The following is a 26,769-nucleotide window of genomic DNA, read 5'->3' as shown; positions in this document are numbered from 1 at the left end:
GTGCCAAATTTTGACTTTTTAGCTTGGCGTTCGATTTTTTTATGGCGAAAAAATTTTAGTCGTTATAAATTTTATATAAAGAATGAAGAATTTAATTATACTTGAATTTGCCCTGATTTTCTTCACTGTTTTTGAGTTCTTGTTAAGAATGCACTAAAAAGAGGTAAAAAATGACAAAAGTGATTAACTTTGCAGCATGCAAATGGAGAAAAAAGACATACGAGCCTTATCAAAAGAGCAGCTTCGCGATTTTTTTGTTGAAAATGGAGATAAAGCTTTTCGCGGAAATCAGGTTTATGAATGGCTGTGGAGCAAAGGTGCTCACAGTTTTGAAGATATGACAAATGTAGCGAAGACTACAAGATCTATGCTTGAAAACAGTTTTGTGATCAATCATATCAAAGTGGATACGATGCAGAAAAGCAGCGACGGAACTGTAAAAAATGCTGTGCGCCTTCATGACGGACTTGTTGTTGAATCTGTTTTAATTCCAACAGACACGAGAACGACAGCTTGTGTTTCTAGTCAAGTAGGATGCAGTTTAGATTGTAATTTCTGTGCTACAGCAAGATTAAAAAGAATGCGAAATCTCCAACCAGGCGAAATTTACGACCAGGTCCTGGCTATTGATAAAGAAAGCCGTTTGTACTATAATCATCCACTTTCGAATATCGTTTTTATGGGAATGGGAGAGCCTTTAATGAATTACAATAATGTCATTAAAGCAATTGATATGATTACTTCTGAAGAAGGTTTAGGAATGTCTCCAAAACGAATTATGGTTTCGACTTCTGGAATTCCTAAAATGATCAAAAAAATGGCAGATGATGACGTGAAGTTTAAATTAGCAGTTTCACTACATTCTGCAATTGACGAAACTCGCGCGAGAATCATGCCATTCAGTAAAAATTTCCCTTTAAAAGATTTACGTGAAGCTTTAGAATATTGGTACAGAAAAACCAAAAGCAAAGTTTCGTATGAATATGTAGTGTGGAAAGGAATTAACGACGATAAAGCTTCAGTTGATGCATTAGTAAAATTCTGTAAATATGTGCCTTGCAAAGTCAATTTGATTGAGTATAACCCAATTGATGACGGCGAATTCCAGCAAGCTTCAGAAGAGTCTATTGCTGCTTATATTAAAGCATTAGAGAATATCGGAATAGTTGTAAAAGTAAGACGAAGCAGAGGTAAAGACATAGACGCCGCATGCGGCCAGCTAGCCAATAAAGAAGCAGAATAAATATTCGCCAGAATATATTCCGTTAGAAATATCTGATTGGTAGAAAAAAAGTATTAGAGTAGATATTCGCTGAAATTATTATTCCGTTAGGAATATTTCATTGCTCAAAAAACAGAAACCGAATAAATATTCAGCAGATATACTCCGTAGGAGTATATCATCGGTAGAAAAAAAATAATGACAATGAAAATATGTTCCGTAGGAACATTTGAAAAATAACACAAATAAAAAAAGCATTAAAAACAAGGATCAATCTTGTTCTTAATGCTTTTTTTTCGGGCAAAAAGGATTTTATTTTTTCAAATCTATTTCTTCTGTAACGCCATCTTTAGTTACTGTTGCAAGAGTATCACATTCTCCGCTTCCATAATCTATAGTTGCCGAAGCGCCGTTTTTAGTAATCGAAACAATTCCTTTTACAGCAAAAGATTTTCTACACAAAGCATTAAACTCTAAAGGAGTAGTAATTTCTGCCGAGTAAGTATCGCCGTTAGGAAAAGTTGTTGTACCGCTTCCTGTAACCACAAACACGTTATCATCCCAATCAAACCAAGTATCGTAACCAGAAGTCATTTCTTTTATCAAAGTTCCTTTTCTGGTGTAAACGCCTCCGTCATCAAAAGTAATAGTCAAATCAATTGAAGCTGTAGAAACAGGATGCGCTGTCACTAGCAAATTAGTTTCTTTAATTGTTCTCACAATACTTTTACTTCCTTGAAGTTTTCGTCCGTTATGGTAAAATCCTTCAAAAGTGTAACTTATAGTTTGGGTAGACGAACTAAAATCATTAGAAAAAGAAACAATCATTTTTCCTTTAACCGTATTTCCGTTATTCAAAGTACAGCCTTCAACACCAAAATCTACTGTTTTTGTCCAAGTATTATTGGTTAAAACTGTTGTTATGGTAGCGCAGCTTGGCAGAAAGTTTTTAATAGGTCCGCCAGGTTTTGCGTTAATATTAATCTGTGAGCTAAATTGATCTTCGGCAATATTGGTAACATCATCTACAGAGGCATCGATTTTTGAATTTGTGATAATTTCTTCGTTCGTAATCGTTTTTGCAGATCCATCATTTGTTTTTTCATCAGAATTACAGCTGATGAAAAAAGACATTGTAATACAAGTGCTAAGTAATAAAAATTTTGTTTTCATAAATAAATAGTTTTGGGTTCTTCTTTTAAATTAATGAATTCAAATCAGTATTAGTTAGAGCTATTTTTGGTGGGAATATTTAGATTAAGACATAAAATATTATAATCCTAACCTAAAATACACAACGTATTTTTATTTAAAATAGTATATTTGAAGTCTAAATGAATATTACGTCTCAAATAAAGCAGCCTATTTTTAACGAGATGGAACTTTTCGAAAAAAAGTTCCATGAATCGATGACTTCGAAGGTTGCGTTACTAAACAGAATCACTTATTATATCGTGAACCGTAAGGGAAAACAAATGCGTCCGATGTTTGTTTTTCTTACTGCAAAAATGGTTTCTGGCGGTATTGTAAACGAAAGAACCTATCGCGGAGCTTCAGTAATTGAGCTGATTCATACCGCAACTTTAGTACATGACGATGTTGTGGATGATAGTAATCGCCGCCGTGGATTTTTCTCTATCAATGCGCTTTGGAAAAATAAAATTGCCGTTTTGGTTGGAGATTATTTATTGTCTAAAGGTTTATTACTCTCTATTGATAATGGTGATTTTGATTTACTGAGAATTATCTCTGTTGCCGTTCGCGAAATGAGCGAAGGAGAATTGCTTCAAATAGAAAAAGCAAGAAGACTTGATATTACCGAAGATATTTACTACGAAATTATTCGAAAGAAAACCGCAACACTTATTGCAGCTTGTTGTGCGCTTGGCGCGAAAGCTGTAATAGAAGATGACGCTCAGGTAGAAAACATGCGAAAGTTTGGTGAACTGATCGGAATGGCTTTTCAAATCAAAGACGATTTATTTGATTACAGTGAAGAAGCCATCGGTAAACCAACCGGAATCGATATTAAAGAGCAAAAAATGACATTGCCTTTAATTCACGTTTTAAATACTTGTTCTCCGCAGGAAAAAAAGTGGCTGATAAACTCCATCAAAAACCACAACAAAGACAAAAAACGCGTCAAAGAAGTTATTGCCTTTGTAAAAAATAACAATGGTTTGGCTTACGCCGAAGACAAAATGGTGCAATTCCAGCAGGAAGCACTTTCTCTGCTTCAAAACTTCGAAGATTCTGAGTATAAAGAGGCGCTAACTTTGATGGTGAATTATGTTATTGAGAGGAAGAAGTAAATATTTATTTTCTTTTATTGACTAAATAATATTCTCCTTTTCCATTATTTTTATAACCAGATGGAGGCTCTATACCACTTCCATTAGGATAAAAATATACAAATTCTTCTTCTAACTCTTTCTTGTCAATTACCTTAATATTGTCCTTATCTACTAAAAAAATAATTTCTTCAGTACGAAAGCTCTCCCAAATATCTCTGTTAAAACCTTTAATATTAAATTTGGCATAAATCTTATTTCCTTTTACTGTCAAATTGATTTTAGAAAAGTAATCATAGACAGATTGTCCAAAGAAAATTGCTGTTGAAGAATAATCATCATTTATTTTTTCTAATGAATTTGAGTCATTTCGGAACCAAAATCTCAGATAAGATTTAAATCTTTCAGGATATTTGTTATCTAAATTGATATTGTCCTCATTGTCTAAGTTTATAGCGCTTCTCATTGTAAATTCTTTATTGACTGCATTATTATAATAACAATAGTTTAAAGTACCGTGAAGAAGTGTTAAATATCCTAAAACTGCCCGCTCAGGCTCAGATATCATTTTACAGTAATTTTCATTTATTAAAGATTTATGATCTTTTCCCTCTTGCAAGAAAATTATCATTTTATCTTTTAAAGGAGGTGAGTTAATAAAGTCAGCTTTAAATATTTTAATTAATGAATCTTTTTCAATTATTTTTTTCCAGTACATTTCACTGGCAATAATTGTATCTGTTTTAAAAACTTTGAACCAATTTGTACCGATAAATTTTTTAGAATCCACTTCAATATTTTCTTCTGAAGTGTTATGCTCTTTAGATGTAGAATCTATTTTCGTATTTTCTTTTTGTTCAAATTTCTTTTGTTGGCAGGAACAAATTAGGAAAAGAGTTATGATGTAGATTTTTTTGATCATTATTTAAGTTCAAAGTAAATTATAAATAAAACTTACAAAATAAGATTTTGAATAATTTGGATTATAAAAAGAAAATTGAAGTTGAAATATTAATTACTTTAGATAAATCTCAATTTTATTTAAATCTTATTTGTTGTCTATCTTTCTAAACTGCTCTTTAAAATTAGCTAGTGGAATCATTACTGATTTATGACTTCCGTCTGGATATGTAAAAAGTAAAAACAAGAAATTATATTTAAGAAAATCATTAAAAATGTCTTCTTTTTGCCCATCTTCTTTACTTGCGAAACCATCAAGCAAACGGGCAGTACAATCTTCATTATTACAATCCTTGAATTCTACTTTAACTTTGATATCATCTATTAACTTAACTTCTGGATTTTTGTCTTTATCTGAATATTGACCAAATGCAATAAGGACACCATTTGACCTCTCAATATTATTAGGAAGAATAATATTTATAAATTCAGGTCGTTGCTTTGTTTTATTTTTTGCAACTGTCAATGTTAAAAATTCTTCTTCTTGTGAGCTTTCATCATGTTGATATCCAACATCTAAAAACATCAACGTTCCTTTATCTGTCTTTTGAATGTCCCAAGTATATGCGGTTTCTAATGCTTTCTTTACAGTATCATGGCTTGAGTCAATTTCTGTACTTTGAATTGGTTTATTTTTTTTAATATCAGAACAAGATATGTTTAGAATAATGATGCTTAGTATAATTCTGCTAATTTTCATGCGGGTCTTATTTTTATTTTATAAAATAAAACTTACAAATTGTTAAAAAAGTATAAATGAAACAGAAAATATTTTAAAAGATTTCAAATTAATAGTAAACGAAGCTATTGTTTTGATTTTCTTTGTTTTTATGTGAGCTTGACAATGCATGAAATAAAAGAATACATCCAATTTTTCGAATTTGGAATTTAAAATTTTATTTTTTTTTACTCTCATGCAACCATTTCAAATCGACAATCGTCTATGCTAATAGAAGTCTGTTTCTAAAACCAAAAACAAACCAAAAACCAAAAGCATATAAATGAAAATTATTCATTTACATCAAGAAGAAACCAAAATCATAAAGTTGGCTGTCGAAAACAATCGTCAGGCCCAACAGCAGATTTACAGTAAGTTTTCTTCAAAAATGTTAAGTGTATGTCGTCAATATATAAAAGACATTCAATTGGCAGAAGATGTAATGATAACAGCATTTATGAAAGTGTTTACGAATTTAAAAAACTTTGAACACAAAGGAAGTTTTGAAGGCTGGATCCGCCGAATTATGGTTAATGAATGCATTTCGTATTTGAGAGTTCAGAAAAAAGTAAAATTTGCCGAAGATGAGTTTTTTGTAGAAGAAAGTTTTAATGAAATCGACAGCCAGTTTACTGTAGAACAGATTCAATATTTAATTGACGCTCTGCCAGATGGCTATAAAATGGTTTTCAATTTATACGCAATCGAAGGTTATAAACATAATGAAATTGCCAAGATGTTAGGAATTAATGAAGGAACATCAAAATCGCAGTTATCGCACGCTAGAAAAATGCTGCAAACACAAATTACTATTTTAAAAAAACAAGATAATGGAACCGAATAATTTTGAAAAGGATTTCCGTGATAAGCTAAACGAGCGAAAAATTGAACCAAGCAATAAAGCCTGGGATCGATTGGATGCAATGTTGAGTGTAGCAGAAGAGAAGAAACCAATTACGATTGACTCAAATAAAAAATCGAAAAGAAAATGGTTGTACATCGCTGCCAGCTTTATCGGATTTCTATTGGTGGGAACTCTGTTTTTCAATCAAAATAAAAACGCAGTTGAAGTTCCAAAAACAGTAGTGGTTGAAAAGGAAATCCAAAAAGAATCAGTTACAAAACCAGCTGTAAATAATATAGATTCTATTAAAACTGAAACTACAATCGCAGAAGGAGCTTCAAGACAAGTTTCAGAAAAGGCTTTAGCAAAACAAGAAAAAGTAAACAATCAAATTTTAAATCAAACCAATAAAAATGAATCAAATCAAATAGCGGAGTCTTCAGTCATCATCAAAAACAATCAAGAAAAACAATCAGCCAGCAATCAAGTCTTAATTACAGAGAATGCTAAAAATTCCAATGTAGATCAGTTATTAGAAACTGCAGAAAATAAAGTTTTAGCAGAAAGTTCAACTAAAAAAGCTAAAGTAAAAATCAATGCGAGCGATTTACTGAATCAGGTAGACGGCGAATTAGAGCTTTCTTTTAGAGAAAAAATGATTACAAAAGTAAACAAGAACTTTCAAGATGTCAAAGTTGCTTTATCAAATAGAAATCAAAAAGAATAAAGGCAATGACAATGGCAATTTCAATATCAAATTCATATCAAAAAATTAACCATTAACAATCAACAATTAATAATTAAAAATCAATCATCAATCATTTTTAAAATCAATCAATCATGAAAAATATTACTATTTATTTCATTCTATTCTTTTTCTTACTGATAAGCAAAGTAATGGGGCAGGAAACTTTTGAATCTGAAGCGAAAAGAATCGCTAATAAAATTGAGAAAATTACTAAAGAAGAGAAAGAAGCTCTAAAAGAAGAAGTTGAAGCTGTAAATGTTCAATTATCTGAAGGTAAAATTACGCAGGAACAGGCTGATAAACGCAAAAAAGAACTTGCAGAAGCTCGAGCTGTAATTATTGAAGAAAAAATTACTTTGGCACAAAATGAATTAAATGATTTGGTGCAGAAAAAAGTAGATGGAAAGATAAAAGAAGATTCTTCTAAAGTCTATATGATTCGCTGGAAATCTCATAAAGACACCAAAGATTCTATCCACGGCGAAAAAAGAACCACTTCTCAATTTGTATTTGCAATGGGATTGAATAATATGATGGTCGATGGAAAGCTTCAGGATTCCAATTACAGTTTTATCGGTTCGCATTTTTACGAATGGGGTTTTACGTATAACTCAAGATTATTGAAAAATGATAATCTGCTTCATGCCAAATACGGACTTTCATTAATGTACAACAATATCCGTCCGACAGACAACAGGAGTTTTGTTGTAAATGGCGATCAGACTAATCTGGAAGTGAATTCGGTTAATTTAAATGAATCTCGTTTTAGAAATGTCTATTTGGTTGCGCCTGTACATTTAGAGTTTGATTTTTCAAGACCAGTAGAAAGCAACGGAAAAACTTATTTTAAAACACATAGAAGTTTCCGTTTTGGAATTGGAGGCTATGCGGGAATCAATGTAAAGTCAAAACAGATTTTAAAATTTGAAGACGAAGATTTAAAATATAAAACCACAATAAAAGGCGATTACAATGTAAATAATTTTATTTACGGTCTGAGTTCGTATATCGGTTATAGAGAATTGAGTTTATATTTTAAATACGATTTAAATCCATTATTTCAGAATAATTTAGTCAAAGAGAATAACATTTCGTTAGGACTTAGAGTAGATTTAAACTAAAAGAATTGGTCGTTTAGTTAGTAAAAAAAGCATCTCAAACGAGATGCTTTTTTGTTTTAAAAATGATTAAAATTCAAATAGGATTTGCGTATTTTTACAAGCTCTCAACTTTAAAAATATATTAGACTTTGATTTCACAAAATACCATAGATTCTGTTTTTGAAACTGCTCGAGTAGAGGAGGTTATCGGCGATTTTGTGAATTTAAAACGTGCAGGAAGTAACTTCAAAGGATTGAGTCCATTCTCAGATGAGCGCTCTCCTTCGTTTATGGTATCGCCGGCAAAAGGGATTTGGAAAGATTTTAGTACGGGAAAAGGTGGCAACTCTGTTAAATTTTTGATGGAACATTCGCAGTTTACGTATCCAGAAGCCATTCGTTATTTAGCCAGAAAGTATAATATCGAAATTGAAGAAACAGAACAATCAGAAGCAGAAAAAGCAAATACAGACATCCGCGAAAGTATGTATTTGGTTTCTGAATTTGCGGCCAAATATTTTCAGGATGTTCTCCTCAATAGTGAAGAAGGAAAAGCAATTGGTTTATCTTATTTTAAAGAAAGAGGTTTTACCAATGAAACGATTAAAAAGTTCAACTTAGGATACTCTCCAGAAACTTGGGATGCTTTGACGAAAGAAGCCCTTGGAAAAGGATATAAATTAGAATTTTTAGAAAGTACAGGATTAACAATTGCCCGAGAAGACCGTCCTTTTGATCGTTTTAAAGGACGTGTAATGTTCCCAATTCAAAGTATGTCGGGACGTGTTTTAGGATTCGGCGGACGTATTTTAACCAATGATAAAAAAGCGGCAAAATACCTAAATTCGCCAGAAAGTGATATTTACCATAAAAGCAAAGTCCTTTACGGAATTTATCATGCCAAGCAATCTATAGCCAAACAAAACAATTGTTATTTGGTTGAAGGTTATACCGATGTAATTCAGTTTCATCAAGCAGGAATTGAAAACGTTGTGGCTTCTTCAGGAACAGCTTTAACGCCAGACCAGATTCGTTTGATAAATCGTCTGACTAGAAATATTACAGTACTTTTTGATGGAGATGCTGCAGGTTTAAGAGCGTCAATTCGAGGAATCGATTTGATTTTGGAAGAAGGAATGAATGTTAGGGTTTGTTCTTTTCCTGACGGAGAAGATCCAGACAGTTTTGCGCGTAAAAATTCGCATGATGCATTAGTTGCTTATTTAGAAGAAAACAGTAAAGACTTTATACAGTTTAAAGCTTCGATCTTGATGGGTGAAGCTAAAAATGATCCAATCAAAAAAGCCGACCTGATTCGTGATATGGTTACGAGTATTTCTAAAATACCAGACCGTATTCAGCGAGAAGTATATATTCAGGAATGTGCACGAATAATGGATATTTCGGAGCAGGTTTTGGTAAGTACGCTGGCGCAGTTAATTCAAAAAGATATTGCAGAAGCGAACAAAAAACAAAAACAGGATCAAAAGCCTTTTGAAGTTCATAGAAATCAGCCTCCAAAAAATGCAGGATTTTCAGGAGGTGATCCAGAAGACCCAAGAACCGGACCGCCAGATGATTATCCTGGAGAACCGGGTTATTATCCAGAAGCACCAGCAGAAAAGGTAAATATTTTATACGGCTTTGAAAGAAAAATTATTGAAATTCTTCTTTTGTACGGAAGTGTGGTCGAAAATTTCGAAGATGTTTTCTTAAAGACAGATGATGAAGGAAACATAAAAGAGGTTTCTGAAAAAAGAGAATATAAAGTATTTGAAAAAGTGTATTTAAGTCTACAAGAAGATGAGGTAGAATTGTCGAATACATTATTTCAAAATATTTACAACAATATAATTGATTTCTACAATCAAAATGAGACTTTTAGTTTAGATAAATATTTGATGCATTTACAGCCCGAATTTGCTCAGGAAGTAACCAATATTTTAATGGAAGACGAAAGAGTTACCATTCATAATTGGGAAGGTCAGAATATTTATCCAAAACATAAAAGCGAAACCATAGAACAAAATGTTTCTGAAACTATTTTTTCAATGCGATGGTATTTGGTATCTGGAATTATTGCAGAATTGAAAAATTCTCTTTTGACAAATCCGCAGGAAGATAATTCTGAAGTTTTGAGTATGGTTGTGGATTATTCTAAATTATTAAATAATTTTTCTAAGAAATTAGGGCGAGTAGTAGTGCCATATCATTAAAAGAAAAAAACTCTATCTAATGATGAATCAAAAGATAGAGTTTTTATAAAGATTTCCGATTTACTTAAAAAATAAAAATTAAGATCTTCGATTTGTAATTAAATAATTTCTAAAGTCTTCGCTTTATTTACTAAGTCAACTAAATTAGTAACATTTAATTTAGTCAATAATCTCAGTTTGTAAGTACTGATCGTTTTTTCGTTCAGGTTTAAGATTTTAGAGATTTCATTGTTTTTCTTTCCATCACTTAAGTAACGCAAAACTTCGATCTCGCGATTTGAAAGTTTTCTGTACAGACGCTCGCTTTTGCTTTGTTTCGCAATAAGAGCCATGTTTTTGCGTACTGTTTCGTTGATGATAATTTTTCCTTCGTGTACTTTAATAATAGAATGTCCTAGTGTTTCTAGTTTTTCTGTTTTGTGTACATACCCGGAAACTCCTGCTTTAATTGCATTTGGAGCATACATTTGCTCAGCAAGATCACTGAAAATAACAATTTTTGTTTTTGGGAAATTTTTTAGGATAGATTTAATTTCAAAGATGCTTGAAAGACCTTCTAATTCTAAATCTAAAATTAAAATGTCGATCTCCTTCGTCTGAAGAATGTCTCTAACCATTGAAAAATTGCCTACGTTGGCAACAATTGAAATTTGATCGTGGTCTTTAAAATAAGACTTAACGCCAAAGTGCGTCACAGGATGATTGTCTGCTAGACATACTTTAATCATAATTTTTACCTTTTTTAGAATTGTTCATGTTTTTGGAACTGTAAAATTAATAAATAAATTCTGTAATTAATTGCAGACAAATGTTAAAAAAAATTATTTTAACGTTTTTGGTATAGTACACACCGGAATTGGGTCCATTTTATGCTTGTTGCTGGTGTTTAATCTTTTATAAATTTCAAAGACAGATTTTTCTCTCCCCTCGAAGTCATCTGCCGTTTTTCCTGACTCCGCGGCTAACATTGCCCATTCGAGTTCATCATAACTTGCCCCTAATTGATCTTCATCGGTACGATTATCTCCAAATAAACCATCTGTAGGTGCTGCTGTTAAAATTGACTGCGGAATTTCTAAAAATTCTCCTAATGCATAAACATCAGATTTCATTAAATCGGCAATCGGACTTAAATCTACGCCGCCATCTCCATATTTAGTGTAAAAACCTACTCCAAAATCTTCTACTTTATTACCAGTTCCAGCAACTAGTAAACCGTGAAGACCAGCTAAGTAATACAAAGAAGTCATTCTTATACGAGCGCGTGTATTGGCCAATGCTAAGCTTACTTTTGCATCATCATCTGTTTTGGGAACAGCATTTTTAAAAGATTCAAAAGTTTCAGTCAAATTAGTTTGAACATCAGAAACATTTGGGAAACGCTTTTTTAGCTGTTCAATATGTTCTTTTGCTCTGCTTACTTGACTTTCTGCCTGATGAATAGGCATTTCTACACACAATACTTTCAGTCCTGTCTGCGCGCATAAAGTTGAAGTTACCGCAGAGTCTACACCGCCAGAGATTCCGATTACAAAACCGTTTACTTTTGCGTTATTGGCATAATTTTTTAACCACTCTACAATATGCGTATTTACTTTTTCTGTCTGAATTGTACTTTTTTTAGCCATAATAGTTTAAGTTTTAAAATGCAGGGATGTATATTTGCAGAATTATTTCAAAGTATACATTTACTTTAAATTCTGGTAACACAAATCTAATTAAAATAAAATGAAAATTTATCGCTTTGCAGTGGTTCTGTGCCTGTTTTTTTTGTCTTGCGATCAAAAATCTAAGGTTGAAAAAGAAGTAGAAGAAATTCCCGTTGATATAAAAGTAGAACGTTTTGATAAGGTATTTTTTGAGACCAAACCTCAAGATCTTGCAAAGGTGAAAAAACAATATCCTTTTTTCTTTCCTGCCGGCAATGATGACAATATTTGGCTGCAGAAAATGAACGATCCGATCTGGAAGGAAGTTTATGAAGAGGTACAAAAAAAATACAGCAATTTTGAACCAGTTCGTAAAGAGTTTGATGCTCTTTTTCAACACGTAAAATATTATTTCCCTAAAACTAAAATTCCAAAAGTCATTACAGTTATTGGTGAGATGGATTATAGTGCAAAAGCAATTTATGCAGATAGCCTTGTAATTGTAGCTTTAGAACTCTATCTGGGGAAAGATCATAAGTTTTATGAATTTCCAAACTATTTAAAACAGAATTTTGAGGAAAGACAGATTATGCCAGATGTAGTTTCGAGTTTTTCTTACCGAAATATCCCAAATTTACCAGACAGGAGTTTAGTGGCTCAAATGGTTTTTGAAGGAAAACAGCTTTATGCAAAAGACCTGCTTCTTCCAGATTATACAGATGCAGAAAAAATGGGTTATACACCAGAGCAGATTAAATGGTGTGAAGAAAATGAAGCCTATATGTGGCGTTATTTTATAGAAAATGAAATGCTGTACAGCGATGATCCAAAATTGACGACGCGATTTATGACACCAGCTCCTTTTTCTAAATTTTATTTGGAAATAGACAACGATTCTCCAGGCCGTGTAGGCGCTTGGATTGGGTGGCAGATGGTGCGTTCTTATATGAAAAATAATAATGTTTCTTTAGCTGAATTATTTAAAGTTCAGCCCAAAGAAATTTTCGAAAAATCAAAATATAAACCTAAGAAATAATGGCAGACACAATAAATTCAGAGATTAAATTCAACGTAGAATTAGACGAAAACCGCGTTCCCGAAAAATTAACTTGGAGCGCTCAAGATGGCGGAGTTAACGCTGAAGAAGCAAAAGCTATAATGTTGTCTATTTGGGACAGTAAAGCAAAAGAAACAATGCGTATCGATTTATGGACAAAAGATATGCCGGTAGACGAAATGAAGATTTTCTTCCACCAGACTCTAGTAGCAATGTCAGATACTTTTAAACGTGCTACAGACGATGAAAAAATGTCTGACACCATGAAAGATTTCTGTGATTATTTCGCTGAAAAATTGGAGCTGACAAAACAATAAAAATTCTAATAAAAAAAAGAAATCCCAAATGCCAAGCTTTAAAAATTGGAATTTGGGATTTTTTATTTCCTCTTTAAGGGATCTTCTTTCGCTTTTAAAATAAAATTAATCAAAAATTTTAAGGAGGTTTATTTTTATAGATTACTTTAGTAAGGTAAAATTAGATTGTATGCTGTTCCCATTTCTAGTAAGTCTTGTCGGATTATTTTTTTTGTTGTTAAATAGCATTCTTTTTTATACGACGCGAAAAAACAAAGATGTCCAGTATTTCATAATTACGGTTTATCTGATGTTTTTATTTGTGCAGGAATTGTGCTGTAATATTATTGGGTTTTATAGACCGGGATCAAATTTTTTCCTTTCCCATTACTACTTTATTTTTCAATTTATTGCTTTAAGTATATTCTTTTGGACTTTGTTTACAAATGTTAGGTTGAAAAATACAGTACTTTTTTTTCTTGTACTGGTTTTAATTTTATTGGCGATACAATATTACAGAAAACCAGATCTTTACTGGAAGTTTAATTTGTTTGAAATTGGTGTTACCTCAGTGTTACTGATTGTATATGCACTTACTTTTGTGATACAAAATATTCGAATTGCTAAACTAGATTATTTGTATTTCTCTAATGGATTGATAATTTACCTTATCAGCAGTTTAAGTATTTTTTTGAGTGGTAATACCGATTCAGTAATTTTTACTGAACCATTTGTACTTGATTTTTGGTTTTTTAATTCTTTGTTTTACATCTTGTATCAATTCTTAATATTTAAAGAATGGAAAGTTTTAAGATATAAAAGGAATGCTAAGGAATTCAAGTTGAAAGATATTCTCTAATTTTCTAAAACTGATGACTAATAATAAAAAAACTCCAAATTCCATTTTTAATACTTTGGAATTTGGAGTTTAAATATTTAGAATTGATGTTTTAAATAGAATTTAAAAATCCGCTGTTGTTCTTAAAAACCTCTTGGTTTACTTCATCAATGTAAGACAAAAGTTCTTCTTTTCCGATTGATTCTGTAGATGAGGTTACGAAATATTGCGGCATTTCAGCCCAGTTGTTGGCGTACATTTGTTTTTTGTAAGCAGCAATATGAGAGTCTACTTTTACTTTACTGATTTTATCAGCTTTAGTGAAAATAATACAAAACGGAATTTCGCTTTCTCCCATATAAGACATAAATTCAATGTCTATTTTTTGGGCTTCGTGGCGAATATCAATCAAAACAAAAGCACAAACAAGTTGTTCTCTGTTTTCAAAATAATCAGTAATAAACTGCTGAAAAACAGATTTAGTTTTTTTTGAAACTTTAGCATAACCGTAACCTGGTAAATCGACTAAAAACCAATTATTGTTGATTTTAAAGTGATTTATTAATTGAGTTTTTCCTGGTCTTCCAGATGTTTTTGCTAAATTTTTATGGTTGGTAATCATGTTTATCAACGATGATTTACCTACGTTTGATCGGCCTATAAATGCGTATTCCGGCAGAAACTCAGCTGGGCATTTTGAAGCATCAGAATTACTGATAATAAATTCGGCGCTATTAATTTTCATGTATTTTGTTTTTTAAAACCTTCTTAAAATCGAAAGTCAGAGGCTATAATTTCTGCTCAGTGAGCCATTTCTCTAGAATTTCATTAAATTCATCAGGATGTTCCATCATAGCGGCGTGTCCACATTTGTCAATCCAATATAAAGTTGAATTTGGCAATAATTTATCAAATTCTTCTGCAACATTTGGCGGCGTTACAGAGTCATTTTTACCCCAAATAATGCAGGTTTCTACATCCATTTTTGGTAAATCTTTAGCCATATTATGACGAATTGCACTCTTAGCAATTGTTAAAGTTTTAATTAATTTGATGCGGTCATTAGCGGTTGCGTAAACTTCATCAATAAGTTCAGGAGTTGCAATTTTTGGGTCATAAAATACATCTTCAGCTTTCTTCCTGATGTATTCGTAATCGCCTCTTCTAGGGTAACTGTCTCCCATTGCACTCTCGTAAAGACCAGAACTTCCAGTGATTACAAGTCCAGCAACTTTTTCGGGATAAAGCTTTGTGTGGTACAATGCGATATGTCCTCCTAAAGAATTTCCCAGAAGAATTACTTTGTCAAATCCTTTAAAAGTAATAAAATCTTTTACGTACTTGGCAAAACTTTTTACGTTAGTTTTTAAAATACTTTGAGTATATATTGGCAAATCCGGGATAACAACTTTATATCCTTTTGTTGGGAAATATTGTGCTACACCATCAAAGTTACTAAGACCTCCCATTAACCCATGCAGAATAACGATAGGTGTACCTTCTCCAGCTTCAAAATAGCTGTATTTGCCTTCTTTTTTGTAGTGTTTGTCCATCTAATCTAATGCCAATTTCAATTTCGACAAATATAGGGTTAAATAAATAAAAATGAATTTTTGCTGCCATTTTTTAACTAGATAATTTCGGTAGAATTTCTAATCCGTTAAAAACCAGTAATTAATGCATGTTTTGTTAAAATCTTAAAATGTTAATAAATCTGCATTATAATCAATTTTTTAAGAAAATTAGCGCATTATTTTTTCGAATGAATAACGTATTTATTAATCTGTTAATTAATAGTTAATGTATTGATTGTTTGTTAATTATAGAAAGTGGTACCAATGTGGTTAAACTTATTAACAAAGTGGTATAAAGTGGTAAAATGTGGTAATATTTTTTATATTTTTGCTGTATAACATGTTAACTAGTTTTTTTGAACACAATTGTTGGAACATATGAATGTAAAGTCGATGCTAAAGGGAGGCTAATGATGCCTGCACCTTTGAAAAAGCAATTGACGGCTTCTCTTCAAAGCGGGTTTGTTTTGAAGCGTTCTGTTTTTCAGCCGTGTTTAGAATTGTATCCAATGGAAGAATGGGATGCGATGATGAAAAAAATAAACAAGCTTAATCGCTTTGTAAAAAAGAATAACGATTTCATTAGGAGGTTTACTGCTGGTGTTAAAGTGGTTGAGGTTGATGCATTAGGAAGACTGCTTATTCCAAAAGATTTGGTAACGTTTGCAAGTATTTCTAAAGATGTGGTTTTTTCATCTGCGGTTAATATTGTGGAGATTTGGGATAAAGATTTATACGAAAAATCAATAAGCGGCGAAGATATGGATTTTGCAGATTTAGCCGAAGAAGTAATGGGAAATATTAATGACGACGACAATGGAATATCATAATCCGGTTTTGCTTCATCCAACAGTAGATGGTTTAAATATTAAACCTGATGGTGTGTATGTAGATGTTACGTTTGGAGGCGGTGGTCATTCAAAAGAAATTTTAAAAAGATTAGGGCCAAACGGAAGGCTGTTTGCATTTGATCAAGACGAAGATGCACTTGCAAATGCATTGCCAGACGAAAGGTTTACCTTGATAAATGAGAATTTTAGGTTTTTAAAAAGATTTTTACGTTTTCACGGAGTAAAATCGGTAGACGGAATCTTGGCAGATTTAGGAGTTTCGTCACATCAGTTCGATGTTCCAGAAAGAGGTTTTTCAACCAGATTTGATGCCGAACTAGATATGCGGATGAGTCAAAAAAATGATTTGAATGCTTATCGAGTGGTTAATGAATATGAAGAACAGGATTTACGTCGTGTTTTTTTTGATTATGGGGAGTTGAAGAATGCACCAGTTTTAGCAAGAACAATTGTAGAGGCAAGAAGAGATTATCCGATCAAAACGACAGACGAATTAAAAGATGTTTTGAAGAAATATTTACCAGAGAAAGTTCGAAATAAAATATTGGCCCAGATTTATCAGGCTATTCGAATTGAGGTAAATCAGGAAATGGATGTTTTGAAAGAATTCATCGAGCAGTCATTGGAGGTTTTAAAACCAGGAGGAAGATTTTCTGTAATCTCTTATCATTCTTTAGAAGATCGTCTGGTAAAAAGATTTATCAAAAACGGAATGTTTGAAGGAGAACCAGAAAGAGATTTTTTCGGAAATTTTTCAGTTCCATTTAAAACAATAGGAAAATTGATTGTTCCAGATAATGAGGAAATCAAAATCAATAATAGAGCAAGAAGTGCCAAATTAAGAGTTGCTGAAAAGATATAATATATATTAAGGTAGGAAAAAATGAAAAGCGGCGTGTTTAGCATATTAAAAGCAAGATTTCTGATACATGATGATGCGGTAAAAAATTGGCGTTTTATTGTTTTTATAATCCTGCTGGCCATTTTGATGATTGCAAATACACAGCGATACGAGCAAAAGGTTTTTGAAATAGCGAAATTAAACAATGAAGTAAAAGAATTGAGGTCTGAATTTGTAGATCGACGTTCAGAATTAATGAAATTAAAAATGGAGTCAACGATTTCTGATAAAATGAAGGAAAAACAAATCTTTCCTTCTACAGTTCCTCCAGTTAAAATAGAAGTTACAAAAGAAGAAGAAAAAAATTTCTTTAAAAGAATATGGCAGTAGAAGATAAACATATATCCTACAGAATTTACCTCGTAGCAGTTTTCATCTTTTTGATGGCAATTGCTATTGTAGTTAAGTTAACCAATATTCAGTGGGTTGAAGGAGATTATTATAGAAAACTGGCTAAACAGCGTACAGTTAGAAATTTTGTAATTCCGGCAAACAAAGGAAATATTTATTCTGCTGATGGAAGTTTATTGGCAACCTCAATTCCGAACTATGAAATTCGTTTTGATGCAAAAGCGCCAAAAAAAGAAACTTTTGAGAAGTATGTAAAGCAATTAGCAGATTCTTTAGAAACTGTTTTAGACAGACCATCAGGTTATTACGAAAAAGAATTAAGAAAAGCGCGCGAAAATAAAAACCGTTATTATTTGATTGCCCGCAATTTAAGTTATACCGAATATGTGAAAATTAAAGGTTTTCCATTATTTAATTTAGGCGCTTTTAAAGGTGGGATTATAGTTGAACAAGAAACTGTTAGAAAACATCCAATTGGAAAAATTGCAGAAAGAACAATTGGTTACGATCGGGTTGATCCTGCAACTGGTGTAGAAGTTGGAAAAGGAATTGAGTGGGCTTTTAAGAGTTATTTGAACGGGAAAGACGGTAAAATTCTAAAACAAAAAATTGCAAAAGGGCAGTGGAAACCAATTCGTGATTTGAATGAAGTAGATCCAATTGATGGTTATGATGTTATTTCGACTATAGACGTTTTTATTCAGGATATTGCGCATCATGCTTTGCTGAAACAATTGCAAGATTATGAAGCAGATCACGGCTGTGTTGTAGTTATGGAAACACAAACAGGCCATGTGAAAGCAATTTCAAATTTAGGAAGAGCAGAGGACGGATCGTATTACGAAACAACAAATTACGCAATTGCCGAATCTCATGAACCGGGATCAACTTTCAAGTTGGTTGATTTAATGGCAATTTTGGATGATAAAGTAGCTGATACAAGTACAGTTTATGACAGCCATAATGGTGTAGTTAAATATTATGGAAGATCGGTTCGTGACTCGCACAACGGAGGTTATGGAAAGGTTTCATTAGCACGTGGATTTGAACTTTCATCAAATACTGTAATGGTTCAAGCGGTTTATGAAAATTACAAAAATAACCCATCTAAGTTTGTAAATCATGTCAATAGTTATGGCTTAAATAAGACGCTGGGATTGCATTTCAAAGGAGAAGGAAGACCATATATACCACAGCCAGGAGACAAACATTGGTCAGGAGTTTCGCTTCCTTGGATGGCATTTGGATATGGAGTTTCAGTTACACCAATGCAGACTTTGGCATTATACAATTCAGTTGCAAATGATGGTGTGATGGTAAAACCGCAGTTTGTGTCTGAAATTAAAGAGTGGAATAAAACTATCAAGAAATTTGATGTTGAAGTTATAAATCCAAAAGTTTGTTCGCCAGAAACATTAAAGAAAGTGAAAGCAGTACTGCTTAATGTGGTGAAGAAAGGAACAGGTTCTAAATTGTATTCGAAAGATTTTTCGATGGCAGGAAAAACAGGAACAGCTCAAATGAATTATGGAGGAAAAGAAGGGAAATCAGCCTTGTACTATGCTTCTTCTTTTGTGGGTTATTTTCCAGCAGATCACCCGAAATATTCCTGTATTGTAGTGGTTCATAAGCCAAATACGGCTAAGAATAACTATTACGGAGCAGATGTTGCAGGGCCAGTCTTTAAAAGAATCGCTCAAAAGATTTTTACTGATGCGCCTTCAACAAATAAGATTAAAAAATTAGATACTAGAATTCCAAAACAGGATGCTAGTTATGATAAATATATCGCGGAGGCCAATAAAAAGGTTAATCAGATTCCGAATTTAAAAGGAATGCCGGGAATGGATGCAATTGCTTTACTGGAGAATTTAGGTTTAAAAGTAAAAGTAAATGGAATGGGGAAAGTAAAGAATCAATCGATTCAGGCGGGAACCAATATTAGCAAAAACACAACAATTGTATTAGAATTATCGTGAAAATATTAAAAGACATATTATATAAAGTAGCTATTGAATCTGTAAAAGGTTCAACAGAAACTGCTATTAAGAAAATTGAATTTGATTCACGTAAAGTCGAAGCAAATGATGTTTTCGTGGCAATTCGTGGTTCACTTTCAAATGGACATGATTATATTGAAAAAGCAATTCAATTAGGAGCAAAAGCAATCATTTGCGATACGCTTCCAGAAAATATTACCAAAGATGTTACGTACATTCAGGTAAAAGATACCAATACAGCTTTGGCTTTTATGGCCGCTAATTATTTTGAAGATCCATCTGCAAAACTAAAATTAGTTGGTGTAACTGGAACAAACGGAAAAACAACAATTGCATCCTTATTATTTCAATTGTTTCAAAAAGCAGGTTTTAAAGTTGGTTTATTATCAACTGTAAAAATCATGGTTGATGAAAAAGAATATCCAGCAACGCATACAACGCCAGATTCGCTAACAATTAATCATTATTTAAATGAAATGGTCGAAGCTGGAGTTACACATTGTTTTATGGAAGTGAGTTCGCATGGAATTCATCAAAAACGTACTGAAGCATTGCATTTTGTAGGTGGAATATTTACGAATCTATCACACGATCATTTAGATTATCATCCAACTTTTGCAGAATACAGAGATGTTAAAAAGTCGTTTTTTGATTCACTTCCAAAATCAGCTTTCGTTTTATCTAACATAGATGATAAAAACGGAACTGTAATGCTGCAAAATACAGCTGCCAAAAAATTGACTTACGCTTTAAAATCGTATGCCGATTACAGAGCTCAGATTTTAGAAAGCCAATTATCAGGATTATTATTAAAAGTTAATGATAATGAGGTTTGGGTAAAGCTAATTGGAACTTTTAATGCATACAATGTTTTAGCTATTTATGGAACAGCTGTAGAGCTTGGAATTGATAGCCTTGAAGCGTTGCGCTTACTATCTGATTTAGAAAGTGTTTCGGGTCGTTTTCAGTATATTGTATCAGACGGGGGAATTACGGCTGTTGTAGATTACGCACATACGCCAGACGCTTTAGAAAATGTTTTGAAAACAATAAATGATATTCGTACCAAAAACGAACAGTTAATCACTGTTGTGGGTTGTGGCGGAAATAGAGATAAAACGAAACGTCCTATTATGGCGAAAATTGCTTCAGATTTGAGTGATAAAGCTATTCTGACTTCGGATAATCCGAGAAATGAAGATCCCGAAGTTATTTTGGATGAAATGGAGCAGGGAGTTGAGCCACAGAACTATAAAAAAATGCTGCGAATTACAGATAGAAAACAAGCAATTAAAACAGCTTGTCAATTGGCTCAGCCAAAAGATATTATTCTGATTGCCGGTAAAGGGCATGAAACGTATCAGGAAATAAATGGTGTTCGTCATCATTTTGATGATATGGAAACAGTAAAGGAAATTTTAGAACAATTGAACAAATAACAAAATCAAAATTCCAAATTCCAAAATCCAATGCAGCATTGGAATTGGTCTCGAAGTTTCGGGATAAAAATTGGAATTTTAATTCAAAATTGGAATTTAAAATAAAAGATATATGCTATACTATTTATTTGAATATTTTGACAAAACATTAGATTTACCTGGAACAGGAGTGTTTCAGTACATCACATTTAGATCGGCTTTGGCATTTATGCTTTCATTGCTTTTATCAACAATTTATGGTAAAAGGGTAATTAATTTTCTTCGACGCCAGCAAGTTGGAGAAACTGTTCGTGAACTAGGTCTTGCAGGTCAAAATGAAAAAGCTGGTACACCAACAATGGGCGGATTGATTATCATTTTTGCCACATTAGTTCCAGTTTTGTTATTTGCTCGATTACATAACATTTATATAGTATTGCTTATTGTAACTACATTATGGATGGGAACAATTGGTTTTGTTGACGATTACATCAAAATATTTAAAAAAGATAAACAAGGACTTAAAGGTATTTTTAAAGTTATTGGTCAGGTTGGATTAGGAATTATCGTTGGAGCTGTTCTTTATTTTAACCCTGCTGTTACAGTAAGAACAGATACAGGACGTACGGATGTTTTTAAAACAAGCACTGCAAATACAACTGTTGTGTTACCTGCACCTGTAGAAGAGAAATCAACAGCAACAACAATTCCATTTGTAAAAAACAATGAATTTGACTATGCTGAAATCTTGTCGTTTATGGGAGATGGATATGAAAAATGGGCTTGGTTAATATTTATTCCAGTTGTAATTTTTATCATCACAGCGGTTTCAAACGGAGCTAATTTAACAGATGGAATCGATGGACTCGCCGCAGGAACTTCGGCCATTTCTGTCCTTGCCCTCGGTATATTCACGTTTGTTTCTGGAAATATTATTTTCTCGAATTATCTAAATATTATGTATATCCCCAATTCGGGAGAAATGACTGTCTTTATTTCGGCATTTGTTGGAGCGCTGATTGGTTTTCTTTGGTACAATTCATATCCGGCATCTGTCTTTATGGGTGATACAGGTAGTTTAACAATTGGAGGAATTATCGCTGTTTTAGCAATTGCAGTTCGTAAAGAAATATTAATTGTATTGTTCTGTGGAATTTTCTTAGCAGAAAGTGCTTCAGTAATTATTCAAGTATCTTATTTTAAATATACAAAAAAGAGGTTTGGTGAAGGTCGAAGAATTTTCTTGATGTCGCCGCTTCATCATCATTATCAGAAAAAAGGATATCATGAAAGTAAAATCGTGACCCGTTTCTGGATTGTTGCAGTGATGTTAGCCATATTGTCAATTATTACATTAAAACTGAGATAAATTTTAAATTAAAAATTTAGAATTAAAAATTAAAGGTTGCACGTTCTTGTAGATGAAGGAGAATATTGTTCAAGAGAAATCATTTCTCTTTGCGGTTAGAATAATCAATTTATATAAATATCTAACTAATACAAAAAAGGAGTTTATTTTAAGTAAACAACTTTTAAGATGTGGAACTTCAATTGGAGCAAACATCGAAGAATCGATTGGAGGACGTTCTAATAAGGAGTTTTTATTCAAGCTTGAAATTTCATATAAAGAAGCTAGAGAAACAATTTATTGGTTGAAATTATTAAAAGCAACAGATTATATTTCTGTAAATGAATTTGACAGCATCTTTGGTGAGGCTAATGAAATTTGCAGAATATTAGCGAAAATTATACTAACCCTAAAAGGAAAATAGGAATTCATTGAAAGTCACAACTGATTTTTAATTTTTAATTCTGAATTTTTAATTAAAAAAACTATGAGATTAGTAGTGTTAGGAGGAGGAGAAAGTGGAGTTGGAACCGCAATCCTCGGGAAAAAACAAGGATACGATGTTTTCGTGTCAGATTTTGGAAAGATAAAAGAGAGTTACAAAGAAGTTCTTATCATTAATAAAATTGCCTGGGAAGAAGAGCAGCATACAGAAGATTTGATTTTGAATGCCGATGTCGTAATGAAAAGCCCAGGAATTCCAGATAAATCACCAATAGTAAAAAAGCTGGTTGCAGCAGGGATTAAGGTGATTTCTGAAATTGAATTTGCGGCACCTTTTACAGAAGCAATGACAATAGGAATTACTGGAAGTAACGGTAAGACAACAACAACAATGCTGACTTATCATTTACTAAAATCGGCAGGATTAAATGTCGGCTTAGGCGGTAACATAGGAAAGAGTTTTGCCTGGCAGGTTGCCGAGAATAAATTTGACGCATATGTTCTTGAATTAAGCAGTTTTCAGTTAGACGGAATAATAGATTATAGACCAGATATTGCCATAATAACCAATATTAGTCCAGACCACTTAGATCGATACGAATATAAATATCAAAATTATATTAATTCGAAATTCCGGATAACGATGAACCAGACCGAAAGTGACTATCTCATTTACGATGCAGATGATGAGGCAAGCACAGAATGGTTAAAGAGTAACAAAACAAAAGCAAAATTAATTCCTTTTTCATTGACAAAAACATTCGATGAAGGGGCTTCTATAAATAACAACAAAATGGAAATAAAGATTAACCAAGAAGAGTTTACAATGGAAACAGAATACATTGCGTTAGAAGGAAAACATAATATGAAAAATGCAATGGCAGCAAGCTCTGTGGCGAAATTGATGCAGATTAGAAATGCAACTATTCGTGAAAGTTTATCTAATTTTCAAGGTGTTGAGCACCGTTTAGAAAAAGTATTAAAAATACAAAACGTTCAATACATCAACGACTCAAAAGCGACCAATGTAAATGCTACATTCTTTGCTTTAGATAGTATGAATGTTCCAACCGTGTGGATCGTGGGTGGTGTTGACAAAGGAAACGATTATAACGAATTAATGTCATTAGTCCGCGAAAAAGTAAAAGCGATTATTTGTTTAGGAGTAGACAACCGTAAAATTATAGATGCTTTTGGAAACGTTGTTGATATTATGGTTGAAGTGAACAATATGAACGATGCAGTAAAAACTGCTCAAAGATTAACAGAAAAAGGTGATGCAGTATTGTTGTCTCCAGCCTGCGCAAGTTTTGATTTATTCGAAAACTACGAAGACAGAGGAAAACAATTTAAGCAAGCGGTACACAACTTGTAGAATAAAAGTTTCAAGTTTCAAGTTTCATGTTATGAGGAACTTGAAACCTGAAACAAAAGAAACCTGAAACTAAAAACAATGAAGCAATTAGTAAACAAACTAAAAGGAGATAGGGTAATATGGTCATTTGTGGCTTTATTGGCGTTATTTTCGTTTATGCCTGTTTTTAGTGCGAGTAGTAATCTGGCTTATATTGGTCATGGAACCGGTAATACATTGGGTTACTTGGTAAAACATTTGGCTCACGTTTGTATAGGTTTTCTAATTATATACTGGGTTCACAAAGTGCCGTATCATTATTTTAGAGCGATTTCTAAAATAGCGCTTCCAGTAGTTTGGATTCTATTATTGTACACATTATTAAAAGGAACCGTAATTGCGGGCGCAAATGCAAGTCGATGGATCCAAGTTCCGTTTATCGGAATTACGTTTCAGACTTCGACTTTAGCGGCAAGTGTATTGTTTATTTATGTTGCGCGTTATTTGTCAAAAAAGAAAGAAGAAAATGAGCCGTTTCAAACCTCATTTATTCAGCTTTGGATTCCAGTATTTATCACTTTGGCACTAATATTACCAGCCAACTTTTCGACCACAGCGTTGATTTTTTCGATGGTTATGATGCTGACGTTCATTGGTAAATATCCATTAAAATATATAGGTTTTATTATAGGTTCAGGAATTGCAATGCTGGCATTTTTCCTTTTGGTAGCCAAAGCTTTTCCAGACTCTAGGTTTTTCAGCAGGGTTTCAACATGGGAAAGTCGTATTATGAACTTTACAACCGATAAACCCGATGAAGATGATTATCAGATAGAAAAAGCAAAAATTGCGATTGCTTCAGGTAGATTAGGCGGATTAGGACCTGGAAAAAGTGTTCAAAAGAACTTTCTTCCCCAATCATCTTCCGATTTTATTTACGCAATTGTAGTTGAAGAATATGGCTTAGTTGGAGGAGTTTCGATATTACTTCTGTATTTATTGCTGTTGTTCAGATTTGTGATTGCCTCTCATAAAGCAAACACCTTATTTGGAAAATTAGTCGTCGTCGGTCTCGGATTTCCGATGATATTCCAAGCGATGATTAATATGGCGGTAGCGGTTGAACTGCTACCCGTAACTGGACAGACACTGCCATTGATAAGTAGTGGAGGAAGTTCGATCTGGATGACTTGTTTCTCGCTGGGAATAATAATCAGTGTTACGAAAAAAGAGGAAGAAATTGCCGAAGAAAAAAAGGAAAAAGAAAAAAGAAAAGAAGCGTTACAGCGATTGATTGATAAAGAATTGGCAGAAGAAGATGTAGTTCCTCAAGAAATATATGAAGAAGAACAAATGTATTCTATAGAAGATAATTCAAGGAATCCGATGAATGCAGTTTTAAACAAATAAAATAAAAAAAATAGTTTTTAAAACGTTGTAATTTTTTAAATGATGACAAAGTATAAATTCATACTTAGCGGAGGAGGAACAGGAGGACATATTTATCCTGCGATTGCGATTGCAAATGAATTAAAATTACAATTTCCTGATGCAGAATTTCTTTTTGTTGGTGCCAGAGATAAAATGGAAATGCAGAAAGTGCCTCAGGCAGGTTACGAAATAAAAGGTCTTTGGATAGCTGGTTTACAACGAAAATTGACTTTACAAAATATGATGTTTCCTCTTAAACTAGCAAGCAGTTTATTGGAATCAAGAAGAATTATTAAAAAATTCAAACCAAATGTAGTAATAGGAACGGGTGGTTTTGCCAGCGGACCTTTACTTCAAGCGGCAGGTTCGGCAGGAATTCCGACAGTGGTTCAAGAGCAGAATTCATTTCCAGGAATTACCAATAAATTATTGAGTAAAAAAGCGAATAAAATTTGCGTCGCTTATCAAAATTTGGAACGTTTTTTTCCGAAAGAAAAAATTGTTTTAACTGGAAATCCAGTACGTCAGGATTTAATTGATATCGACAGTAAACGTGATGAAGCAATTTCGTTTTATGGTTTAGATCTAAATAAAAAAACATTATTGGTTTTAGGAGGTAGTTTAGGAGCAAGAAGAATCAATCAGTTAATTGAAAAAGAATTGCAAAATTTTCTTTCGCAAGATGTTCAGGTAATCTGGCAATGTGGAAAACTATATTTTGAAGATTATAAAAAATACAATCAGCCAAATGTAAAAGTGGTTGATTTTATTGAAAGAATGGATTTTGTATATGCAGCATCAGATGTAATAATTTCACGAGCAGGAGCTTCGTCAGTATCAGAATTATGTATTGTTGGAAAGCCTGTAATTTTTATTCCATCTCCAAATGTAGCTGAGGATCACCAGACTAAAAATGCGCAGGCAATTGTAGATGCAAAAGGTGCAATTTTATTGAAAGAATCTGAATTGGAAAGCCAGTTTAGCATTGTTTTTGAAGCGCTGCTGAAAGATCAGGGAAAACAGAAACAATTAAGTGATAATATCAAAAAATTAGCAATGCCAAATGCTACGAAAGTAATTGTAGAAGAAATAAAAAAGTTGTTATAATATAAATTTTGGCGAAAATTATACAACATCAAGAGAAAAGAAGAACGCTAT

25 protein-coding genes are annotated in these 26,769 nt (G+C 32.7%); 18 read left to right on the top strand and 7 right to left on the bottom strand.

The annotated features are described in order from the left end of the window. The first annotated feature begins 196 nt into the window (after positions 1-196). Entirely contained in the window at positions 197-1,243 is a 1,047-nt protein-coding gene (rlmN, locus tag ASE40_RS12040) for a 23S rRNA (adenine(2503)-C(2))-methyltransferase RlmN (protein WP_057117210.1), read from the top strand. A gap of 291 nt (positions 1,244-1,534) precedes the next feature. Here rlmN and ASE40_RS12035 read toward each other — a convergent pair whose 3' ends face one another. Then, complete coding sequence (locus tag ASE40_RS12035; RefSeq protein ID WP_057117209.1) at positions 1,535-2,395, bottom strand: hypothetical protein; 861 nt, start codon at positions 2,393-2,395, stop codon at positions 1,535-1,537. A gap of 161 nt (positions 2,396-2,556) precedes the next feature. Here ASE40_RS12035 and ASE40_RS12030 point away from each other — a divergent pair, with 161 nt between their 5' ends. Next, positions 2,557-3,534: a polyprenyl synthetase family protein gene (locus ASE40_RS12030; protein WP_057117208.1), complete on the top strand. Its 978-nt coding sequence runs from the start codon at positions 2,557-2,559 to the stop codon at positions 3,532-3,534. Between the two features lie 4 nt (positions 3,535-3,538). On the opposite strand, the gene ASE40_RS12025 is transcribed toward ASE40_RS12030, so the two are convergent. After that, entirely contained in the window at positions 3,539-4,435 is an 897-nt protein-coding gene (locus ASE40_RS12025) for a hypothetical protein (protein ID WP_057117207.1), read from the bottom strand. Positions 4,436-4,561: 126 nt separating this feature from the next. After that, the gene (locus tag ASE40_RS12020; RefSeq protein WP_057117206.1) at positions 4,562-5,173 is read right to left on the bottom strand and encodes a hypothetical protein; all 612 of its coding nucleotides are present in this window, start codon (positions 5,171-5,173) and stop codon (positions 4,562-4,564) included. A 301-nt stretch (positions 5,174-5,474) separates the two neighbouring features. On the opposite strand from ASE40_RS12020, the gene ASE40_RS12015 reads away from it, so the two are divergent. From ASE40_RS12015 to dnaG, 4 genes are all read left to right on the top strand, one after another. Then, entirely contained in the window at positions 5,475-6,035 is a 561-nt protein-coding gene (locus tag ASE40_RS12015) for an RNA polymerase sigma factor (RefSeq protein WP_057117205.1), read from the top strand. Continuing rightward, on the top strand, positions 6,022-6,762 hold the full coding sequence (locus tag ASE40_RS12010) for a hypothetical protein (RefSeq protein WP_057117204.1): 741 nt from the start codon (positions 6,022-6,024) through the stop codon (positions 6,760-6,762). The genes ASE40_RS12015 and ASE40_RS12010 overlap by 14 nt, the downstream gene beginning before the upstream one ends. A gap of 113 nt (positions 6,763-6,875) precedes the next feature. Beyond that, a complete protein-coding gene (locus ASE40_RS12005; protein ID WP_057117203.1) occupies positions 6,876-7,904 on the top strand; it encodes a hypothetical protein in 1,029 nt (342 codons plus the stop codon). A 128-nt stretch (positions 7,905-8,032) separates the two neighbouring features. Beyond that, positions 8,033-10,099: a DNA primase gene (dnaG, locus tag ASE40_RS12000; RefSeq protein WP_057117202.1), complete on the top strand. Its 2,067-nt coding sequence runs from the start codon at positions 8,033-8,035 to the stop codon at positions 10,097-10,099. A gap of 98 nt (positions 10,100-10,197) precedes the next feature. Here the strand turns inward: dnaG and ASE40_RS11995 are convergent, their stop codons facing one another. Next, positions 10,198-10,827, bottom strand: coding sequence for a response regulator transcription factor (locus tag ASE40_RS11995; protein WP_008467169.1), 630 nt, complete (start codon positions 10,825-10,827; stop codon positions 10,198-10,200). 93 nt (positions 10,828-10,920) lie between these two features. Further along, the gene (gene nadE, locus ASE40_RS11990; RefSeq protein ID WP_057117201.1) at positions 10,921-11,727 is read right to left on the bottom strand and encodes an NAD(+) synthase; all 807 of its coding nucleotides are present in this window, start codon (positions 11,725-11,727) and stop codon (positions 10,921-10,923) included. A 100-nt stretch (positions 11,728-11,827) separates the two neighbouring features. On the opposite strand from nadE, the gene gldB reads away from it, so the two are divergent. Continuing rightward, positions 11,828-12,784 (top strand): gliding motility lipoprotein GldB, encoded by a 957-nt coding sequence (gene gldB / locus ASE40_RS11985; protein WP_057117200.1) that lies wholly within the window; start codon positions 11,828-11,830, stop codon positions 12,782-12,784. Next, positions 12,784-13,122 (top strand): gliding motility protein GldC, encoded by a 339-nt coding sequence (gene gldC, locus ASE40_RS11980; protein WP_057117199.1) that lies wholly within the window; start codon positions 12,784-12,786, stop codon positions 13,120-13,122. The genes gldB and gldC overlap by 1 nt, the downstream gene beginning before the upstream one ends. 929 nt (positions 13,123-14,051) lie before the next feature. Here gldC and yihA read toward each other — a convergent pair. Continuing rightward, entirely contained in the window at positions 14,052-14,684 is a 633-nt protein-coding gene (gene yihA, locus ASE40_RS11970) for a ribosome biogenesis GTP-binding protein YihA/YsxC (protein ID WP_057117197.1), read from the bottom strand. A 43-nt stretch (positions 14,685-14,727) separates the two neighbouring features. Continuing rightward, a complete protein-coding gene (locus ASE40_RS11965) occupies positions 14,728-15,492 on the bottom strand; it encodes an alpha/beta fold hydrolase (RefSeq protein ID WP_057117196.1) in 765 nt (254 codons plus the stop codon). 377 nt (positions 15,493-15,869) lie between these two features. On the opposite strand from ASE40_RS11965, the gene mraZ reads away from it, so the two are divergent. From mraZ to murG, 10 genes are all read left to right on the top strand, one after another. After that, a complete protein-coding gene (gene mraZ / locus ASE40_RS11960; protein ID WP_057117195.1) occupies positions 15,870-16,343 on the top strand; it encodes a division/cell wall cluster transcriptional repressor MraZ in 474 nt (157 codons plus the stop codon). Beyond that, positions 16,318-17,226 carry a 16S rRNA (cytosine(1402)-N(4))-methyltransferase RsmH gene (gene rsmH, locus ASE40_RS11955; protein WP_198530118.1) on the top strand — a complete coding sequence of 303 codons (909 nt, stop codon included), beginning with the start codon at positions 16,318-16,320 and terminating at the stop codon, positions 17,224-17,226. The genes mraZ and rsmH overlap by 26 nt, the downstream gene beginning before the upstream one ends. Before the next feature lie 21 nt (positions 17,227-17,247). Then, a complete protein-coding gene (locus ASE40_RS11950) occupies positions 17,248-17,595 on the top strand; it encodes an FtsL-like putative cell division protein (protein WP_057117194.1) in 348 nt (115 codons plus the stop codon). Then, positions 17,586-19,595, top strand: coding sequence for a penicillin-binding protein (locus tag ASE40_RS11945; RefSeq protein WP_057117193.1), 2,010 nt, complete (start codon positions 17,586-17,588; stop codon positions 19,593-19,595). The genes ASE40_RS11950 and ASE40_RS11945 overlap by 10 nt, the downstream gene beginning before the upstream one ends. Next, entirely contained in the window at positions 19,592-21,055 is a 1,464-nt protein-coding gene (locus ASE40_RS11940) for a UDP-N-acetylmuramoyl-L-alanyl-D-glutamate--2,6-diaminopimelate ligase (RefSeq protein WP_057117192.1), read from the top strand. The genes ASE40_RS11945 and ASE40_RS11940 overlap by 4 nt, the downstream gene beginning before the upstream one ends. Before the next feature lie 112 nt (positions 21,056-21,167). Continuing rightward, the gene (mraY, locus tag ASE40_RS11935; RefSeq protein WP_057117191.1) at positions 21,168-22,403 is read left to right on the top strand and encodes a phospho-N-acetylmuramoyl-pentapeptide-transferase; all 1,236 of its coding nucleotides are present in this window, start codon (positions 21,168-21,170) and stop codon (positions 22,401-22,403) included. A 52-nt stretch (positions 22,404-22,455) separates the two neighbouring features. Then, the gene (locus ASE40_RS11930) at positions 22,456-22,806 is read left to right on the top strand and encodes a four helix bundle protein (RefSeq protein WP_057117190.1); all 351 of its coding nucleotides are present in this window, start codon (positions 22,456-22,458) and stop codon (positions 22,804-22,806) included. A 63-nt stretch (positions 22,807-22,869) separates the two neighbouring features. Further along, positions 22,870-24,201, top strand: coding sequence for a UDP-N-acetylmuramoyl-L-alanine--D-glutamate ligase (gene murD, locus ASE40_RS11925; RefSeq protein ID WP_057117189.1), 1,332 nt, complete (start codon positions 22,870-22,872; stop codon positions 24,199-24,201). A gap of 78 nt (positions 24,202-24,279) precedes the next feature. Then, positions 24,280-25,590, top strand: coding sequence for an FtsW/RodA/SpoVE family cell cycle protein (locus tag ASE40_RS11920; RefSeq protein WP_057117188.1), 1,311 nt, complete (start codon positions 24,280-24,282; stop codon positions 25,588-25,590). Between the two features lie 42 nt (positions 25,591-25,632). Then, positions 25,633-26,718 carry an undecaprenyldiphospho-muramoylpentapeptide beta-N-acetylglucosaminyltransferase gene (gene murG, locus ASE40_RS11915; RefSeq protein WP_057117187.1) on the top strand — a complete coding sequence of 362 codons (1,086 nt, stop codon included), beginning with the start codon at positions 25,633-25,635 and terminating at the stop codon, positions 26,716-26,718. Positions 26,719-26,769 lie beyond the last annotated feature (51 nt).

The organism is Flavobacterium sp. Root935, assembly GCF_001429295.1.
Taxonomy (GTDB): domain Bacteria; phylum Bacteroidota; class Bacteroidia; order Flavobacteriales; family Flavobacteriaceae; genus Flavobacterium.
This window is presented reverse-complemented; position numbering and strand designations above follow the sequence as displayed.

Excerpts from the sequence above, each read along its gene's own strand:
- rsmH (WP_198530118.1), top strand. The coding sequence starts at position 16,318 with ATGACGACGACAATGGAATATCATAATCCGGTTTTGCTTCATCCAACA.
- ASE40_RS12025 (WP_057117207.1), bottom strand. The coding sequence starts at position 4,435 with ATGATCAAAAAAATCTACATCATAACTCTTTTCCTAATTTGTTCCTGC.
- gldC (WP_057117199.1), top strand. The coding sequence starts at position 12,784 with ATGGCAGACACAATAAATTCAGAGATTAAATTCAACGTAGAATTAGAC.
- ASE40_RS12035 (WP_057117209.1), bottom strand. The coding sequence starts at position 2,395 with ATGAAAACAAAATTTTTATTACTTAGCACTTGTATTACAATGTCTTTT.
- ASE40_RS11995 (WP_008467169.1), bottom strand. The coding sequence starts at position 10,827 with ATGATTAAAGTATGTCTAGCAGACAATCATCCTGTGACGCACTTTGGC.
- ASE40_RS12010 (WP_057117204.1), top strand. The coding sequence starts at position 6,022 with ATGGAACCGAATAATTTTGAAAAGGATTTCCGTGATAAGCTAAACGAG.
- ASE40_RS11950 (WP_057117194.1), top strand. The coding sequence starts at position 17,248 with ATGAAAAGCGGCGTGTTTAGCATATTAAAAGCAAGATTTCTGATACAT.
- ASE40_RS12015 (WP_057117205.1), top strand. The coding sequence starts at position 5,475 with ATGAAAATTATTCATTTACATCAAGAAGAAACCAAAATCATAAAGTTG.
- ASE40_RS12030 (WP_057117208.1), top strand. The coding sequence starts at position 2,557 with ATGAATATTACGTCTCAAATAAAGCAGCCTATTTTTAACGAGATGGAA.
- ASE40_RS11930 (WP_057117190.1), top strand. The coding sequence starts at position 22,456 with ATGAAGGAGAATATTGTTCAAGAGAAATCATTTCTCTTTGCGGTTAGA.
- nadE (WP_057117201.1), bottom strand. The coding sequence starts at position 11,727 with ATGGCTAAAAAAAGTACAATTCAGACAGAAAAAGTAAATACGCATATT.
- ASE40_RS11945 (WP_057117193.1), top strand. The coding sequence starts at position 17,586 with ATGGCAGTAGAAGATAAACATATATCCTACAGAATTTACCTCGTAGCA.
- ASE40_RS12020 (WP_057117206.1), bottom strand. The coding sequence starts at position 5,173 with ATGAAAATTAGCAGAATTATACTAAGCATCATTATTCTAAACATATCT.
- mraY (WP_057117191.1), top strand. The coding sequence starts at position 21,168 with ATGCTATACTATTTATTTGAATATTTTGACAAAACATTAGATTTACCT.
- ASE40_RS11965 (WP_057117196.1), bottom strand. The coding sequence starts at position 15,492 with ATGGACAAACACTACAAAAAAGAAGGCAAATACAGCTATTTTGAAGCT.
- ASE40_RS11920 (WP_057117188.1), top strand. The coding sequence starts at position 24,280 with ATGAAGCAATTAGTAAACAAACTAAAAGGAGATAGGGTAATATGGTCA.
- gldB (WP_057117200.1), top strand. The coding sequence starts at position 11,828 with ATGAAAATTTATCGCTTTGCAGTGGTTCTGTGCCTGTTTTTTTTGTCT.
- ASE40_RS12005 (WP_057117203.1), top strand. The coding sequence starts at position 6,876 with ATGAAAAATATTACTATTTATTTCATTCTATTCTTTTTCTTACTGATA.
- rlmN (WP_057117210.1), top strand. The coding sequence starts at position 197 with ATGCAAATGGAGAAAAAAGACATACGAGCCTTATCAAAAGAGCAGCTT.
- murG (WP_057117187.1), top strand. The coding sequence starts at position 25,633 with ATGACAAAGTATAAATTCATACTTAGCGGAGGAGGAACAGGAGGACAT.
- yihA (WP_057117197.1), bottom strand. The coding sequence starts at position 14,684 with ATGAAAATTAATAGCGCCGAATTTATTATCAGTAATTCTGATGCTTCA.
- murD (WP_057117189.1), top strand. The coding sequence starts at position 22,870 with ATGAGATTAGTAGTGTTAGGAGGAGGAGAAAGTGGAGTTGGAACCGCA.